Origin of the sequence: Streptomyces sp. NPDC008079 (assembly GCF_042957385.1) — a bacterium.
Lineage (GTDB): Bacteria > Actinomycetota > Actinomycetes > Streptomycetales > Streptomycetaceae > Actinacidiphila.
The window spans coordinates 276645-291352 of the sequence record NZ_JBIBIC010000002.1 but is presented as its reverse complement, the minus strand read 5'-3'; the positions used below and the strand labels follow the sequence as shown (position 1 = coordinate 291352).

Sequence of the window (14708 nt, the reverse complement as noted above, 5' to 3'; positions counted from 1 at the left end):
CGGTAGTGGTTCAACGAACACGCCGAACCTACCGTTTTTCTTTTGACCCTATGTGATCACGTCACCGGCTGGTGGGCCAGGGGTCGAATAATGCCATAAGGGGCGTCAACTCCCTGACGCCGCAGGGGCGCTGGGGGCACTCACGTCGTAGTGGGAGGCGTGTGGCTGGACCTTCAGGAGCGCATTGAGCACCGCGGCCTTCCGCGCGCCCTGTTCCGCGCTCCCCCACATCACGCTGCGTCCGCGCGAGAGTTCGACGGTGATGTTGTCGTAGGAACGGACCCGGATCGCGGTCGCCTGGCCGTGCAGCGATTCCGGAAGATCGGCGGCGACCGCAATGGCGGCCCGCAGCAGGCTCTTTGTTCCGAAATGCCGAAGGCTCGGCGACTGATCCGGCGTCAATTGCACGAGCGGTACGCCGCGCGGCGCGGTGTCGACCGTCGCGAATCGCACACCGCCCGGGTCCACTTCGGTGAACTTGTCGCCGCTTTTCAGTACGGCGGAGGCCGTTCGTTCGGTCACTTTCACCCGGACCGTGTGCGGCCACGACCGTTCCACGTCCACATGGTCGATCCGCGGCAGCGCGGTGAGCAGCCGCCTGCGGACCGCGCCGGTGTCCACGGAGGCCAGCGCGCCGCCCAGCGGTACGCCCGCGGCGCGCTCGATCTGCTGCGGCGTCAGCACGTCGTTGCCCGTGACGGTCACGCGCGTGGCGCGGAACCAGGAGGAGCCGTAGACGGCCCAGGTGCCGCCCGCGACGAGGACGGTGAGGACGGCCAGTGTGATGATCGCCGTCCGGCGGCTGGGGAGGGTCGGCCGGGGGCGCGGGCGCCGTCCGGCGCCGGGTACCGCCCCGTCCCGGTCGGCGCCGACCGGCTTCGCTTGCGTCCCGGTCACCCCGGTCACCCGGCCTCCCCGCGTCGACGGATGCGGAGCGCGTCCGCGCCCCGCGGGCCCTATCGTGCCAGGCCCGGTCCGCCGCGCCGCGGGACACGCCCTCGGCGCGGCGGCCACCGTCAGCGGCGGCCCGCGGCCACCGCCTCGTACACCATGGCGACCAGCAGGTCGTCCGCGTCGCGGCGGCCGAACTCGGCTGCCGCGCGCGACATGTCGTACAGGCGGTGCGGGTCCGTCAGGACGGGCAGCACGTGTCCCAGCACCCAGTCGGGGGTGAGTTCGGCGTCGTCGACCAGCAGGCCGCCGCCGGCCTTCACCAGCGGCTGGGCGTTGAGCCGCTGTTCGCCGTTGCCGATGGGCAGCGGCACGTAGGCGGCGGGCAGTCCGACCGCGGACAGTTCGGCGACGGTCATGGCACCGGCCCGGCAGAGCATCATGTCGGCGGCGGCGTAGGCGAGATCCATCCGGTCGACGTAGGGCACCGGGCGGTACGGCGGCATGCCGGGCATGTTGTCGGACCGCGGGAGTTCGTTCTTGGGGCCGACCGCGTGCAGGATCTGCACGCCGGACTGCTGGAGCCGCGGCGCGACGGTGGCGATCACCTCGTTGAGCCGCCGGGCGCCCTGGGAGCCGCCGGAGACCAGCAGGGTGGGCAGGTTCTGGTCGAGGCCGAACGCGTGCCGGGCCTCGGGGCGGGCGGCGGCCCGGTCGAGGGTGGCGATGGTGCGGCGCAGCGGGATGCCGATGTAGCGGGCGTCGCGCAGCTTGCTGTCGGGGGTGGAGACCGCGACCGCGTGCGCGTACCGCGACCCGATCTTGTTGGCCAGGCCCGGCCGCGCGTTGGCCTCGTGCACGACGATCGGCACGCCGAGCCGCTTGGCGGCCAGGTAGCCGGGCAGCGCCACGTAGCCGCCGAAGCCGACCACGCAGTCCGCCTTGGTGCGTTCCAGGATCTGCTCGGCGGCCTTGATGGTGCCGCGCAGCCGTCCGGGGACGGTGATCAGTTCCGGGGTGGGGCGGCGCGGCAGCGGGACGGCCGGGATGAGCGCCAGTTCATAACCGCGTTCCGGCACCAGCCTGGTCTCCAGGCCCTTCTCGGTGCCGAGGGCCGTGATGCCCACGGTCGGGTCCTGCCTGCGCAGGGCATCGGCGAGCGCGAGCGCAGGCTCGATGTGGCCGGCGGTCCCCCCGCCGGCGAGTACGACATGCACCGAAATTCACCGCTCTCCGGACGGCCGCCTGGTGACGTACCGCCGCATCGTCCGTGTCATTGCCCCGCTGAAAGCACTACGCCCCCGCATGGCCAGGGCCGCTCGCGCTCCGGGCTCGTTTCTCGCGAAGGAGATGAGCAGCCCGATCGCGAACATGGTCGGCAGGATGGCTGAACCTCCGTAGGAGAACAGCGGGAGCGGGACTCCGGCGATCGGCAGCAGGCCGAGCACCGCACCGATGTTGATCACGGCCTGGGCCGTGATCCAGGTGGTCACGCCACCCGCTGCGAACCTGACGAAGGGGTCCTCCGTACGACCGGCCACGCGGATACCCGCGTAGCCTAGTGCCGCGAAGAGGGCGAGTACCGACAGCGTCCCCGCCAGACCCAATTCCTCCCCGGTTACGGCGAAGATGAAGTCGGTGTGCGGCTCCGGGAGTTCACCCCATTTTTCCACACTCGCCCCGAGTCCCGACCCGAACCAGCCACCGGAGGCGAGGGCGTAGATCCCGTGCACGGCCTGCCAGCACTGGTCGTTGGTGCCGGGGTCGGTGGCGGCGATGCAGTGCAGCCGGCCCATCCGGTTGGGGCTGGTGATGATGGCCAGGGCCGCCAGCGCCGCCGCGCCGGACAGCACGCCCGCGAAGAGCCTGGTGGGGGCGCCCGCGAGCCAGAGCATGCCGAAGAGGATCGCGGTGAGGATCATCGTGGTGCCCATGTCGCCGCCGAGCATGATCAGTCCGAGCAGCAGGAACGTCACGGGCACGAGCGGCACCAGCAGGTGCTTCCACTGGATCAGCAGATTCCGGTCGCCCTTGCGGGCGAGCAGGTCGGCGCCCCACATCACCAGGGCCAGCTTGCCGAATTCGCTGGGCTGGATCTGGAACGGGCCGCCGATGGAGATCCAGTTGGTGTTGCCGTTGACCGTCTGCCCTATTCCGGGGACCTGGACCAGGCACATCAGGAAGACGGCGCCGAGCAGCAGCGGGTACGCGAGCGCGCGGTGCAGTCTGACCGGCATCCGGGCGGCGGCGTAGAGCAGCACGGAGCCGAGGGCGACCGCGAGGAGCTGCTTGCGGAAGTAGTACGTGGACGGCAGGCCGTAGCGCAGCGCCTGGATCATCGAGGCGGAGTACACCATCACCAGGCCGAGCACGGTGATCAGCAGGGCCGCGCCGAGGATGACGTAGTACGCCGTCAGCGGGCGGTCCCAGGCGGCGCGTACCCGCTCGGGGAGCCGGGCGGCGCCCCGGAGCGCGCTGCCGCGCTGCCGGGCCGGGTACGTGCTCATACCCGCCCCCCGCGGGGGCGGTGCGCGGGGCGGCGGGGGGACGCAGTGGCCGTCATGGGACCTCCATCGGAGCGAGGGCGCCGCACGACACCTGCGGCTAGGGCTCGTCGCTGTCGCTGTCGGCGGCGCCCAGGCGCCGGACGGCTTCCGCGAACATATCGCCGCGCTCGTTGTAATTGGCGAACATGTCCATCGACGCACAGGCCGGTGCCAGCAGAACGGTGTCGCCGGGCTGGGCCCGGTCGCGCGCCACGGCGACGGCGGCGGCCATCGCCCCAGTGTCGGTCCGGCCCAGCTCGACCACCGGGACCTGGGGGGCGTGTCGCGCGAGCGCTTCACGGATCAGGGCGCGGTCGGCGCCGATCAGGACGGCGGCCCGCAGCCGGTCGGCGGACTTGATGACCAGGTCGTCGAAGACCGCGCCCTTGGCGAGGCCGCCGGCGAGCCAGACGATCGACGGGTACGCGGCCAGCGACGCCTCGGCCGCGTGGGTGTTGGTGGCCTTGGAGTCGTCGACCCAGGTGATGCCGTCGCGGGTGGCGACCTCGGCGATGCGGTGCGCGTCCGGACGGAAGGCCCGCAGGCCCTCGCGTACGGCGGCCGGTTCGACGCCGTAGGCGCGGGCGAGGGCGGCGGCGGCCAGCGCGTTGGCGATGTTGTGCGGGGCCGGCGGGTTGACGTCGGCGGTCTCGGCCAGCTCCTGCGCGCTGTTGACCCGGTCGTCCACGAAGGCGCGGTCGACCAGGATGCCGTCGACCAGACCGAAGTCGGAGGGCCGGGGCGCGTCGAGGGTGAAGCCGATCGCCCGGCAGCCCTCTTCGACGTCGGCCTCGCGGACCAGCCGCTCGGTCTCCGGGTCGGCGCGGTTGTAGACGCAGGCGACCTGGTTGCCCTGGTAGATCCGGCCCTTGTCGGCGGTGTACGCCGCCATCGAGCCGTGCCAGTCGAGGTGGTCGGGCGCCAGGTTGAGCACGGCGGCGGAGTGCGGGCGGATGCTGGGCGCCCAGTGGAGCTGGTAGCTGGACAGCTCGACGGCGAGGACGTCGTACGGCTCGTCGCCGAGGACCGCGTCCAGCAGGGAGACGCCGATGTTGCCGACGGCCGCGGTGCGCAGGCCCGCCGCGGTGAGGATCGCGGCGAGCATGCGGGTGGTGGTGGTCTTGCCGTTGGTGCCGGTGACCGCGAGCCAGGGGGCCGCGCCGGGCTTCCTGAGCCGCCAGGCCAGTTCGACGTCGCCCCAGATCTCCACGCCCGCCTTGGCGGCGGCCGTGAACAGCGGGCTGCTCGGCTTCCAGCCGGGGGCGGTGACCACGAGTTCGGTGCCCTCGGGCAGGGTCGCGCCGTCACCGAGGCGCACGGTGATGCCGAGCGCCTCCAGTTCGGCCGCCTCGGCCCGCTGCCGCTCGCCCGCGACGCCGTTGACGACGGTGACGCGGGCGCCGAGGGCGTGCAGCGCCTTCGCGGCGGGCACGCCGGAGACGCCGAGCCCGGCGACGGTGACGCGCAGGTCCGTGAAGTCGGGGTTCACGAAGCCCTGCCCGGCGGCGGACGGGGAGGCCGGAGACTCCGGGGACGCCGGGGAGTCGGTCGTCACGACGCGGCCACCCAGCCCGCGTAGAAGATGCCGAGTCCGACGGCCATGCACATGCCCTGGATGATCCAGAATCTGACCACGACCAGGACTTCGCTCCACCCCTTGAGTTCGAAGTGGTGCTGGAGTGGCGCCATCCGGAAGACCCGCTTGCCGGTGAGCCGGAAGGAGCCGACCTGGATGATCACGGACATCGTGATCAGGACGAAGAGGCCGCCGAGGATGGCGAGCAGCATCTCGGTGCGGGAGCAGATCGCCAGGCCCGCGAGCGCGCCGCCCAGGGCCAGGGAGCCGGTGTCGCCCATGAAGATCTTGGCCGGTGAGGTGTTCCACCACAGGAAGCCGAAGCAGGCTCCCATCAGGGCCGCCGCGACCACCGCGAGATCGAGTGGGTCGCGGACCTCGTAACACGCGCCGTTGGCGCTGACCGGGGCCCCGCACCACTGGCCGTACTGCCACACGCCGATGACGGTGTAGGCGGCGAAGACCATGGTGGAGGCGCCGGTGGCCAGGCCGTCGAGGCCGTCGGTGAGGTTCACGCCGTTGGACATCGCCAGGATCATGAACAGCGCCCAGACCACGAAGATCACCGGGCCGATGGACCAGCCGAAGTCGGTGGTGAACGACAGCTTGGTGGAGGCCGGGGTCTGGCCGCGGGAGTCCTTGAAGTTCAGCGCGAGCGCCGCGAAGGCGATGCCGACGATGAGCTGGCCCGACATCTTCGCCTTGGCGCGCAGGCCGAGGCTGCGCTGCTTGACGATCTTGATGTAGTCGTCGAGGAAGCCGACCAGGCCCATACCGGCGAAGAGGAAGAGCACCAGCACGCCGGACATGGTCGGCTTGTCACCGGTGATCAGCTTGGTCGCCGCGTAGGCGATCAGCGTGGCCAGGATGAACGCGATACCGCCCATGGTGGGCGTGCCGCGCTTGCTGTGGTGCGCCTTCGGACCGTCGTCCCGGATCATCTGTCCGTAGCCCTTGCGGGCCAGCAGGCGGATCAACAGCGGTGTGCCGACCAGCGACAGGAAGAGCCCCAGGACGCCGGAGACGAGAATCTGCTTCACAGGGCGGCACCCTCACGGGCCGAGCCGTCGAAGCCGTCGGCTTCGAGCAGCGCCAGGGCGACGGACTCCAGGCCGACCGACCTCGATGCCTTCACCAGTACGACGTCCCCCGGGCGCACTTCGCTGCGCAACAGGTCGATCGCCGCCTCCGCGTCGGACACGTGCACCGACTCCTCACCCCACGAACCCTCGTTATAGGCGCCCATTTGCAGCCAGGCGGCTTCGGTACCGCCCACGGCCACGAGCTTGCTGACGTTGAGCCGGACGGCCAGCCGCCCCACCGCGTCGTGCTCGACGAGTGCTTCCCCGCCGAGTTCGGCCATCTTTCCGAGCACCGCCCACGTGCGCCCCCCGCGCGCCTGTGTGGATCTGCCCATCGCTGCGAGTGTGCGCAGGGCAGCCCTCATGGATTCGGGGTTCGCGTTGTAGGCGTCGTTGACGACCGTCACGCCGTCGGGCCGCTCGGTGACCTCCATGCGCCAGTGCGAGAGCGTGCCGGCCTCGGAGAGCGCGGTGGCGATCTCGTCGACGGGCATGCCCAGTTCACGGGCTACGGCGGTCGCGGCGAGCGCGTTCGACACGTGGTGCTCACCGTACAGGCGCAAGGTCACCTCGGCGCACCCGGTGGGTGTTCGCAGCGTGAAGACGGCCTGACCCCGGTCGTTGAGCCGGACATTCTCGGCGGTCACCTCGACGTCCACGCCGTCGACCGACCTGGCCGACTCGCCGAAGTACACGACGCGCGCCTTGGTACGGGAGGCCATGGCGCGGACCAGCGGGTCGTCGGCGTTGAGTACGGCGATGCCGCCCTCGGCCGCCGCGGGCAGCGCCTCGACCAGCTCGCCCTTGGCCTGGGCGATCTGCTCCCGGCCGCCGAACTCGCCGATGTGCGCGCTGCCGACGTTGAGCACCAGGCCGATCCGCGGCGGGGTCAGTCCGGTCAGGTAGCTGATGTGGCCGATACCGCGGGCGCCCATCTCCAGCACCAGGTGCCGGGTGTGCTCGTCGGCGCTCAGCGCGGTCAGCGGCAGCCCGATCTCGTTGTTCAGCGAGCCCGGTGTCCACACGGTGGGCGCGTGCCGCTCCAGGAGCTGCGCGATGAGGTCCTTGGTGCTGGTCTTGCCCGCGGAGCCGGTCAGCGCCACCACGGTGGCGCCCAGCCGCTCGATGACGTGCTTGGCGAGGGCGCCGAGCGCGGTCTGTACGTCGTCCACGACGATCGCGGGTACGCCGACCGGCCGGGTGGCGAGCACCGCCACGGCGCCCGCCGCGACCACGTCGGCGGCGAAGTCGTGGCCGTCGGCCTTGGCTCCGGCGAACGCCACGAAGAGCGCGCCGGGCACCACCTCGCGGGAGTCCCTGACCACCGGGCCGGTGACACGTACTTCCGTGTCCGGTATGTCGTGCGTGCTCCCGCCGACCGCGCGTGCGACCTCGGCGAGGGTGAGGGGGATCACAGTGCTTGTCGGTCCTTCTCGATCGCGGCGCGCAGCACCTCTCGGTCGTCGAAGGGGCGTACCTCTCCGGCGATGTCCTGGCCCTGTTCATGGCCCTTGCCCGCCACCACCACGATGTCGCCGGGCTCGGCCCGTGCGACGGCGGCGGCGACGGCGGCGGCTCTGTCGGGTTCGACGATGACGTGTCCGCGCTGCTGCGCGGGGACCTCGCACGCGCCGTTCAGCATCGCGGCGAGGATGGCCAGCGGGTCCTCCGACCGCGGGTTGTCGGAGGTCAGTACGGCGGTGTCGGCGAGCCGGGCGACCGCCGCGCCCATCGGCCCGCGCTTGGTGGTGTCGCGGTCGCCGCCGCAGCCGAGCACGGCGTGGATCCGGCCGCGGGTGGTCTTGCGCAGCGCGCGCAGCATCAGCTCCACGGCGTCGGTCTTGTGCGCGTAGTCCACGACCGCCAGATACGGCTGTCCCGCGTCGACCCGCTCCAGGCGGCCGGGGACGCCGGGGACGGCGGCGATGCCGTCGGCGGCGGTCTGCGGGTCGAGGCCCGCGGCGGCCAGCGCGGTGATCGCGGCCAGGGTGTTGGCGACGTTGAAGGGGCCGGGCAGCGGCGCGGTGGCGTCCACCCGCTCGCCCTTGGGCCCGAGCACGGTGAAGGTGCTGCCGTGCAGCCCCGCCTCGACGTCCTCGGCCCGCCAGTCCGCGTCCAGCCGCCCTTCGGCGGAGAAGGTGACCAGCGGCACGGTGGCCTCGCCGACCAGCCTGCGGCCGTACGCGTCGTCCAGGTTGACCACGCCGAGCCGGCTGCGGCGCGGGGTGAAGAGCTGCGCCTTGGCCTGGAAGTAGTCCTCCATGCCCGCGTGGAACTCCATGTGCTCGGGGCTGAGGTTGTTGAAGACGGCCACGTCGAACACCGCCCCGTCGACCCGGCCGAGCACCAGGGCGTGGCTGGAGACCTCCATGACCACCGACTCGACACCGCGTTCGCGCATCACGGCGAAGAGCGCCTGGAGGTCGGTGGCCTCCGGTGTGGTGCGCTCGCTCTTGATCCGGTCGTCGCCGATCCGGGTCTCGACGGTGCCGATGAGGCCGGTGCCGCCGTCTCGCGCGGCGCGCAGGCCGCCCTCGACGAGGTAGGCGGTGGTGGTCTTGCCCGACGTGCCGGTGATCCCGACCCGCAGCAGGCCGTCGCCCGGCTGGTCGTAGACGGCGGCGGCCAGCTCGCCCATCCGGGCCCGCGGGTCGTCCACGGTCAGGACGGGCAGTCCGGTGGCGGCGGCGCGCTCGGTGCCCGCCGGGTCGGTCAGTACGGCGACGGCTCCGGCGGCGGCGGCCTGCGCGGCGAAGTCCGCGCCGTGGAAGCGCGCGCCGGGCAGCGCCGCGTACAGGTCACCGGGGCGAACCGCGCGCGAGTCGTGCGTGATGCCGGTGACCTGCGCGGTGGGGCCGTCCGGCACCCGCGTACCGAGAGGTCCGGTGAGTTCCGCGAGTTCGTGCAGGGTTTTGGGGCGGATACGCGTCGGGCGCGGCGCGCCCGGCTGGGTGAGGGTGGGCTGATCAGCTTTGGGCACGGCGGTGAGGTTACCGGGCTGGCCGGGGTGCGAGCCAAAATTCATGATCACCGCGCCTTGTCCGTGCCGGGCTTCGCGGTGCCGGGCGGCGTCGCGGGCTGGGCCGGGTCGAAGTCGACCGGCAGATGGGGAGCCTTGGTGCCGGACGGCGGGACCTTCAGCGTCTTGAGCGCGAATTCCATGACCTGCTTGAAGACCGGGCCGCAGATGGAGCCGCCGAAGTAGCTGCCCCTGGTCGGGTTCTGGATCACGCAGGAGACCGTGACGCGCGGGTCGTCGGCGGGTGCGAACCCCAGGAACGACGAGGTGTAGCCCTTGTACTTGCCGGTCTCCGGGTCCACCCGGTTGGCCGTACCGGTCTTGCCCGCGACGCGGTATCCGGCGATCCGCGCGTGGAGTCCGGTGCCCTGTTCGTCGCCGACGACCGATTCGAGCATGGTGGAGAGCGTCTTGGCGGTCTGCGCGCTGACCACCCGGGTCTTCTTGGCCGGGTCCGCGGGGACGTAGCGGCCGTCGGGTCCCGTGGTGCCGCGGATCAGCGTGGGCTGGACGCGTACGCCCCCGTTGGCGATCGTCGAGTAGACCGAGGTGGCCTGGAGCGCGTTGACCGACAGGCCCTGGCCGAACGGGATGGTGAACTGCTGGGAGGCGTTCCAGTCCTGCGGCTTGGCCAGGATGCCGGGTGTCTCGCCGGGGAAGCCGATGCCGGTGGGGTCGCCGATGCCGAATTTCTTCAGGTACGAGTAGAGCACCCGGTTGGCCTGCGGCTGGGTCGTGCCGAGCTGCTGGCTGGCCAGGATGGTGCCGATGTTGCTGGACTTGGCCAGGACGCCGTTGAGCGTCAGGTACCAGGTGCCGTGGTCGACGTCGTCGTGGAAGACCCGGTCGGCGCGCGGCAGGGTGCCGGGGACGGTGACCCGGGTGTCGGGGGTGGCGGTGCCGGTGTCGAGGATCGCGGCCATCGACATCAGCTTGCTGACGCTGCCGGGCTCGTACGCGTCCTGCATCGCCGCGTTGCCGAGCGCGCGCGGGTCGGCGTGGGCGAGGTCGCCGGGGTCGAAGCCGGGGGCGTCGGCCATGGCCAGCACCTCGCCGGTCCTGGAGTCCTGGACGATCACATAGCCGCGGTCGGCCTTGGACTTCTGCACCTGGGCGGTGATCGCGCTCTGGGCGGCCCACTGGATGTCCCGGTCCAGGGTCAGCTCGACGTCGGAGCCGGGCACGGCGGGGTGTTCCTGGACGCCCGCGGTGGGCACCTGGCGGCCGTCGGACTGGGCGTAGCGGATCTTGCCGTTCTTGCCCGCGAGTTCCTTGTTGAGCATGGATTCGAGGCCGCCGCCGCCCACGCCCTGGCTGTTGACGAAGCCGAGGACGCCCGCGGCCAGGTCACCGCCGGGGTAGACGCGTTTGGTGTGGGTCTCGCTGAAGACCCCGGCCAGCACGTTGGCGCCCTGTCCCCTGGCGTACGTGGCGGCGAACGCCTTCTTCAGGTCCTTGATCTGGTTCCAGACCTGCGGGGACTGCTGGCGGGCGATCACCTGGTAGCGGGACTTGGGGGTGGCCAGCGCCTTGGCGATGGCCGTCGGGTCGCCGCCGACGATCGGCGCGAGCAGTTCGGCGGCCTGGAGCGGCGCGTCCTTGGTCTTGGTCTGTTCCGGGGTGAACAGATACGGGTCGGCGGTGATGTCGTACGCGTCCACGGTCGTGGCCAGGTCGACGCCGGAGCGGTCGGTGATGGTGCCGCGGTCGGCGGTGACGTCGTGGGTCACCCAGCGGTTCACCGCGGCCTTGGCCGCGTAGGTGGAGGCGTCCACGGCCTGGACCTGGAGCAGCCGGATCACGAAGGCGGCCATCACCAGGGTGAGGGCGACGCCGACCAGCCGCAGCCGGGGCTTGGGCCTGCCGAGCTTGACCAGCCGGGGGCCGCGGGGGGCCCGCGGCGGCGGGGCGGTGCGGCGCGGGCGGGGGGCGGCGGGGCGCTGGCCGAGCCGCTGGCCCGCGCGCTGGGCGGGCCGGGGCGCGGCGCCTTCGGGGCGGGGGCGGCGAATCCGGCCCGCGGGGGTTCCTGCGGCTCCGGCCGCCGCGCCGCCCGCGTTGCCCGCTCCGGACGCGCGGGGGCGGGGCGCGCCGGGGCGCGGGGCGCGGCCCGGCTGCGGTCGTCTCGGCTCGCTCACCGGCCGGCCCTCCGCGCGGGGCGCGGGGAACGGGCGGTCGGGGAGGGTGGCTGAGGCTTCACGAAGTCACCTGCCGGGAGGAGTGGGAGTGGTCGTGGCTGCGGCGTGCGCGCCGCCGGGGGTCGTGGGTGCCGAAGGAGTGGTGCCGGGCGCGCCGGTCGGCGACCCGGTCGCGGCGGCGTCGGCCGCGCCGGTCGGGGTGCCGCTCGGCGGGGTCGCGGTGGGCGTGCCGGTCGGGGCCGACGGCGCCTTGCTGGTCGGCGGCGGCGCGGGCGGCGCCGTGGCCTCCTCGGGGGTGCCCCGGACGCTGCCGTCCGGGTTGAGGAAGGCCGGGTTGCCGCCCGGCACCATGCCGAGCTGCCGGGCGCGCTGTTCCAGGCCGCCGGGGGCCGCGTACTGATCGACCTCCTGCTGGAGCTGCTGCTGCTCGTCCGTGTAACCGTTGGTCTCCTTTTGAAGCTTGTTCAGCTCGAAGGAGTCCTGGTTGACCGCTCCGTTGAGCAGCAGCAGGGAGAGCAGGCCGCCCGCGAGGAGGGTCACGACAAGAAGGACGAACGGCATACGGGCGGCGGTTGCGGACCGGGCGGACCCGCGGCCCGCGGAGGGCCGTACGGACAGGCCGGGCGCGCGCGGCGGCCTGGGCACCCTCGCGGTCCCGCGGCGCGGCTCCCCGCGGTCCTGGCGCGGCGGCCGGTCCTGGCGGGCGGCCCGCTCGCGGGACGGTTCCTGACCGGCGGCCCGCTTACGGGGCGGTTCCTGGCGCGGGGCGCGGCCACGGGCGGGGTCCTCGCGCGGGGTGCGTCCGCGCGCCGGTTCCTCGCGTGCCCGGCCGTCGCCCGGCCGGCCCTCAGGTGACCGGTCCCGGCGTGCCCGGTCGTCGCCGGGGGGCCGTCGCCGGTCCCCCGGCCGGTCCTGGCTCACCGCGCGTCCTCGCGGATCCGCTCGGCGCCGCGCAGCCGGGCGGGCGCGGCCCGCCGGTTCTCGGCGATCTCGTCCTCGGTGGGCAGTTCCGCGCCGCGGGTGAGCAGCTTCAGGCGGGGCTGGTACTGCTCGGGCACCACCGGCAGGCCGGGCGGCGCGGTCGTGGCGGCCCCGGCCGCGAGGACCTGCTTGACCAGCCGGTCCTCCAGCGACTGGTACGACAGCACGGCGATCCGGCCGCCGACCGCGAGCGCCCCGACGGCCGCCGGGACCGCGCGCTCCAGCACCGACAGCTCGCCGTTGACCTCGATCCGCAGGGCCTGGAAGGTCCGCTTGGCCGGGTTGCCGCCGGTGCGCATCGCGGCCTGCGGCAGCGCCGTACGGATCAGCTCCACCAGGCGCGCGCTGTTGCTGAACGGCTCCCGTTCCCGCTCGCGCACCACCGCGTCCACGATCTTGCGGGCGAATTTCTCCTCGCCGTAGGCGCGCAGGATGCGCACCAGGTCGCCCGGCGGATACGTGTTGAGCACCTCGGCGGCGCTGATCCCGGTGGTCTGGTCCATCCGCATGTCCAGCGGCGCGTCCTGGGCGTAGGCGAAGCCGCGGCCGGCCTCGTCGAGCTGCATGGAGGAGACGCCGAGGTCGAACAGGACGCCCTGGACGCGGACGATGCCGAGCCGGTCCAGGACGTCGGGCAGCTCGTCGTAGACCGCGTGCACGAGGGTGGCGCGGTCGCCGAAGGGCGCGAGTCGCTCGGCGGAGAGCTTCAGCGCCTCGGTGTCGCGGTCGAGCGCGACCAGCCGGGCGGCGGGGAACGTGCTGAGCAGCGCCTCGCTGTGGCCGCCGAGGCCGAGGGTGGCGTCCACGACGACCGCGCCCGGCTCGGCGAGCGCGGGGGCCAGCAGGTCCAGGCAGCGCCGGAGCATGACCGGCACATGGCGCGGCTCGGGCTGCGCGGGGGTGGTGTCGCTCATGGGGCCCTTCTCGGCGGTACGAGGGACGTAGAACCGGGTCCCCGCCCGCTCGAAAGGAAACGTTCCCCTGGCACCGGGGAAGTGGTGCCAGCGGAGCGGCAGAGCGGGAGGAGGCCGGGCCGTACGTCCGCGCGGTGGTACGGAGTCAAGCGTGGGGTGCGCGCAGGTGCGCCGGGGCGCGGACCGGTCGGGCCGCGCTCACAGTAATCCGGGCGGAACCTCCTCGGACAGGGCCGAAAAGGTGTCTTCCTGGGCCGCGAGATAGCCCTCCCAGGCGGTCGCGGACCAGATCTCCACCCGGCTGCCCGCGCCGATCACCGCGCAGTCCCTGACCAGCCCGGCGTAGGCGCGCAGCGGCTGCGGCACCGTGACCCGGCCCTGCTTGTCGGGGACCTCGTCATGCGCCCCGGCGAACAGCACGCGCAGGTAGTCCCGCGCGCCCTTCGAGGTCAGCGGGGCGTCGGACAGGCTTCTGGTGGCGGCCTTGAAGCCGTCGACCGACCACACGCACAAGCAGCGTTCCTGCCCCTTGGTGATCACCAGTCCGTCGGCGAACTGCTCGCGGAACCTGGCGGGCAGCACCAGCCGGTTCTTGTCGTCGAGCCGCGGGGTGTACGTCCCGAGGAACATGCACACCTCCAGCAGACGGCACCACTTCGCGCCACTTTACTCCACCGACCCCCACGGTCAACGCAGAGCGGAGCCGGGCGCGTCACGTCCCGCGCGGCCTCCGCGTCACCCCTCGCGTCCTCTCGCGTCACCCCTCACGTCCCCTCGCGTCACCCCTTTCCGGTGAGCCCCGGAGGGTGTGTGGGCTACCTCACACATCGTGGAATTGCCGATGCTTATCCTTTTTGAGCCGAAATTTCGTGGGAACTCACAGCAGGTGGAACGGCACCCGGAGCCGTACCGTCAGAGACATGTCGATATCTGCCAGTGGTTCCCCAGCGCCGACCGACGTCAGCGGCCGCTCCGGAGACACCGCCACCGCGTCCGTTACCGACCGGCTCGTCGCAGCCAACCAGCGCTACGCCGACGCGTTCCAAGACCCCGGCATGGATGCCAGGCCCGTTCTGAAGGTCGCCGTCGTGGCCTGCATGGACGCCCGCATCGACCTGCACCGGGCGCTCGGCCTGGAGCTGGGCGACTGCCACACCATCCGCAACGCGGGCGGCGTGGTCACCGACGACACCATCCGCTCCCTCACCATCAGCCAGCGCGCGCTGGGCACCCGCTCCGTCGTGCTGATCCACCACACCAACTGCGGCCTGCAGAGCATCACCGAGGACTTCCGTACCGAACTGGAACGGGAGGTCGGCCAGCGGCCGACCTGGTCGGTGGAGGCGTTCACCGATATCGACCAGGATGTCCGGCAGTCGATGAACCGGGTGCGCACCTCGCCCTTCCTCGCGCACACCGACGACGTGCGCGGGTTCGTCTTCGACGTGCACACTGGTCTACTCCGGGAAATCACGAACAAGTAACGGCAGGCGAGTGACGTGGGGTGCCGCGTAAGGGAAGAATGCATCGTGCGGCACCGCACTGCCTCGCCCGGCGCGAGCAC

Annotated in this window: 12 protein-coding genes; 1 reads left to right on the top strand and 11 read right to left on the bottom strand. The window is 72.4% G+C overall.

Annotation, left to right across the window (positions count from 1 at the left end; all coding sequences use genetic code 11):
• Window positions 1-105: 105 nt before the first annotated feature.
• From ACFZAM_RS08300 to mraZ, 11 genes are all read right to left on the bottom strand, one after another.
• Window positions 106-897 (bottom strand): FtsQ-type POTRA domain-containing protein, encoded by a 792-nt coding sequence (locus tag ACFZAM_RS08300; RefSeq protein ID WP_391043965.1) that lies wholly within the window; start codon window positions 895-897, stop codon window positions 106-108.
• A 119-nt stretch (window positions 898-1016) separates the two neighbouring features.
• The gene (murG, locus tag ACFZAM_RS08295) at window positions 1017-2108 is read right to left on the bottom strand and encodes an undecaprenyldiphospho-muramoylpentapeptide beta-N-acetylglucosaminyltransferase (RefSeq protein ID WP_355334117.1); all 1092 of its coding nucleotides are present in this window, start codon (window positions 2106-2108) and stop codon (window positions 1017-1019) included.
• A 6-nt stretch (window positions 2109-2114) separates the two neighbouring features.
• Window positions 2115-3398 (bottom strand): putative lipid II flippase FtsW, encoded by a 1284-nt coding sequence (gene ftsW, locus ACFZAM_RS08290; protein WP_355334118.1) that lies wholly within the window; start codon window positions 3396-3398, stop codon window positions 2115-2117.
• A gap of 97 nt (window positions 3399-3495) precedes the next feature.
• The gene (gene murD / locus ACFZAM_RS08285) at window positions 3496-4926 is read right to left on the bottom strand and encodes a UDP-N-acetylmuramoyl-L-alanine--D-glutamate ligase (protein ID WP_355334707.1); all 1431 of its coding nucleotides are present in this window, start codon (window positions 4924-4926) and stop codon (window positions 3496-3498) included.
• Window positions 4927-4988: 62 nt separating this feature from the next.
• The gene (gene mraY, locus ACFZAM_RS08280) at window positions 4989-6053 is read right to left on the bottom strand and encodes a phospho-N-acetylmuramoyl-pentapeptide-transferase (protein WP_188282125.1); all 1065 of its coding nucleotides are present in this window, start codon (window positions 6051-6053) and stop codon (window positions 4989-4991) included.
• Complete coding sequence (murF, locus tag ACFZAM_RS08275) at window positions 6050-7510, bottom strand: UDP-N-acetylmuramoyl-tripeptide--D-alanyl-D-alanine ligase (RefSeq protein ID WP_355334122.1); 1461 nt, start codon at window positions 7508-7510, stop codon at window positions 6050-6052. Before murF ends, mraY begins: the two co-directional genes overlap by 4 nt.
• The gene (locus ACFZAM_RS08270; protein ID WP_355334124.1) at window positions 7507-9120 is read right to left on the bottom strand and encodes a UDP-N-acetylmuramoyl-L-alanyl-D-glutamate--2,6-diaminopimelate ligase; all 1614 of its coding nucleotides are present in this window, start codon (window positions 9118-9120) and stop codon (window positions 7507-7509) included. Before ACFZAM_RS08270 ends, murF begins: the two co-directional genes overlap by 4 nt.
• 2 nt (window positions 9121-9122) lie before the next feature.
• The gene (locus ACFZAM_RS08265) at window positions 9123-11249 is read right to left on the bottom strand and encodes a penicillin-binding transpeptidase domain-containing protein (protein WP_391043961.1); all 2127 of its coding nucleotides are present in this window, start codon (window positions 11247-11249) and stop codon (window positions 9123-9125) included.
• 66 nt (window positions 11250-11315) lie between these two features.
• The gene (locus ACFZAM_RS08260; RefSeq protein ID WP_391043959.1) at window positions 11316-11810 is read right to left on the bottom strand and encodes a cell division protein FtsL; all 495 of its coding nucleotides are present in this window, start codon (window positions 11808-11810) and stop codon (window positions 11316-11318) included.
• 356 nt (window positions 11811-12166) lie between these two features.
• The gene (rsmH, locus tag ACFZAM_RS08255; RefSeq protein ID WP_355334131.1) at window positions 12167-13144 is read right to left on the bottom strand and encodes a 16S rRNA (cytosine(1402)-N(4))-methyltransferase RsmH; all 978 of its coding nucleotides are present in this window, start codon (window positions 13142-13144) and stop codon (window positions 12167-12169) included.
• Between the two features lie 198 nt (window positions 13145-13342).
• Window positions 13343-13774 (bottom strand): division/cell wall cluster transcriptional repressor MraZ, encoded by a 432-nt coding sequence (gene mraZ, locus ACFZAM_RS08250; RefSeq protein ID WP_355334133.1) that lies wholly within the window; start codon window positions 13772-13774, stop codon window positions 13343-13345.
• Window positions 13775-14064: 290 nt separating this feature from the next.
• On the opposite strand from mraZ, the gene ACFZAM_RS08245 reads away from it, so the two are divergent.
• Entirely contained in the window at window positions 14065-14628 is a 564-nt protein-coding gene (locus tag ACFZAM_RS08245; protein ID WP_355334136.1) for a carbonic anhydrase, read from the top strand.
• The last annotated feature ends 80 nt before the right edge of the window (window positions 14629-14708 follow it).

Excerpts from the sequence above, each read along its gene's own strand:
- ACFZAM_RS08260 (WP_391043959.1), bottom strand. The coding sequence starts at position 11,810 with ATGCCGTTCGTCCTTCTTGTCGTGACCCTCCTCGCGGGCGGCCTGCTC.
- mraZ (WP_355334133.1), bottom strand. The coding sequence starts at position 13,774 with ATGTTCCTCGGGACGTACACCCCGCGGCTCGACGACAAGAACCGGCTG.
- ACFZAM_RS08245 (WP_355334136.1), top strand. The coding sequence starts at position 14,065 with ATGTCGATATCTGCCAGTGGTTCCCCAGCGCCGACCGACGTCAGCGGC.
- ftsW (WP_355334118.1), bottom strand. The coding sequence starts at position 3,398 with ATGAGCACGTACCCGGCCCGGCAGCGCGGCAGCGCGCTCCGGGGCGCC.
- ACFZAM_RS08270 (WP_355334124.1), bottom strand. The coding sequence starts at position 9,120 with ATGAATTTTGGCTCGCACCCCGGCCAGCCCGGTAACCTCACCGCCGTG.
- rsmH (WP_355334131.1), bottom strand. The coding sequence starts at position 13,144 with ATGAGCGACACCACCCCCGCGCAGCCCGAGCCGCGCCATGTGCCGGTC.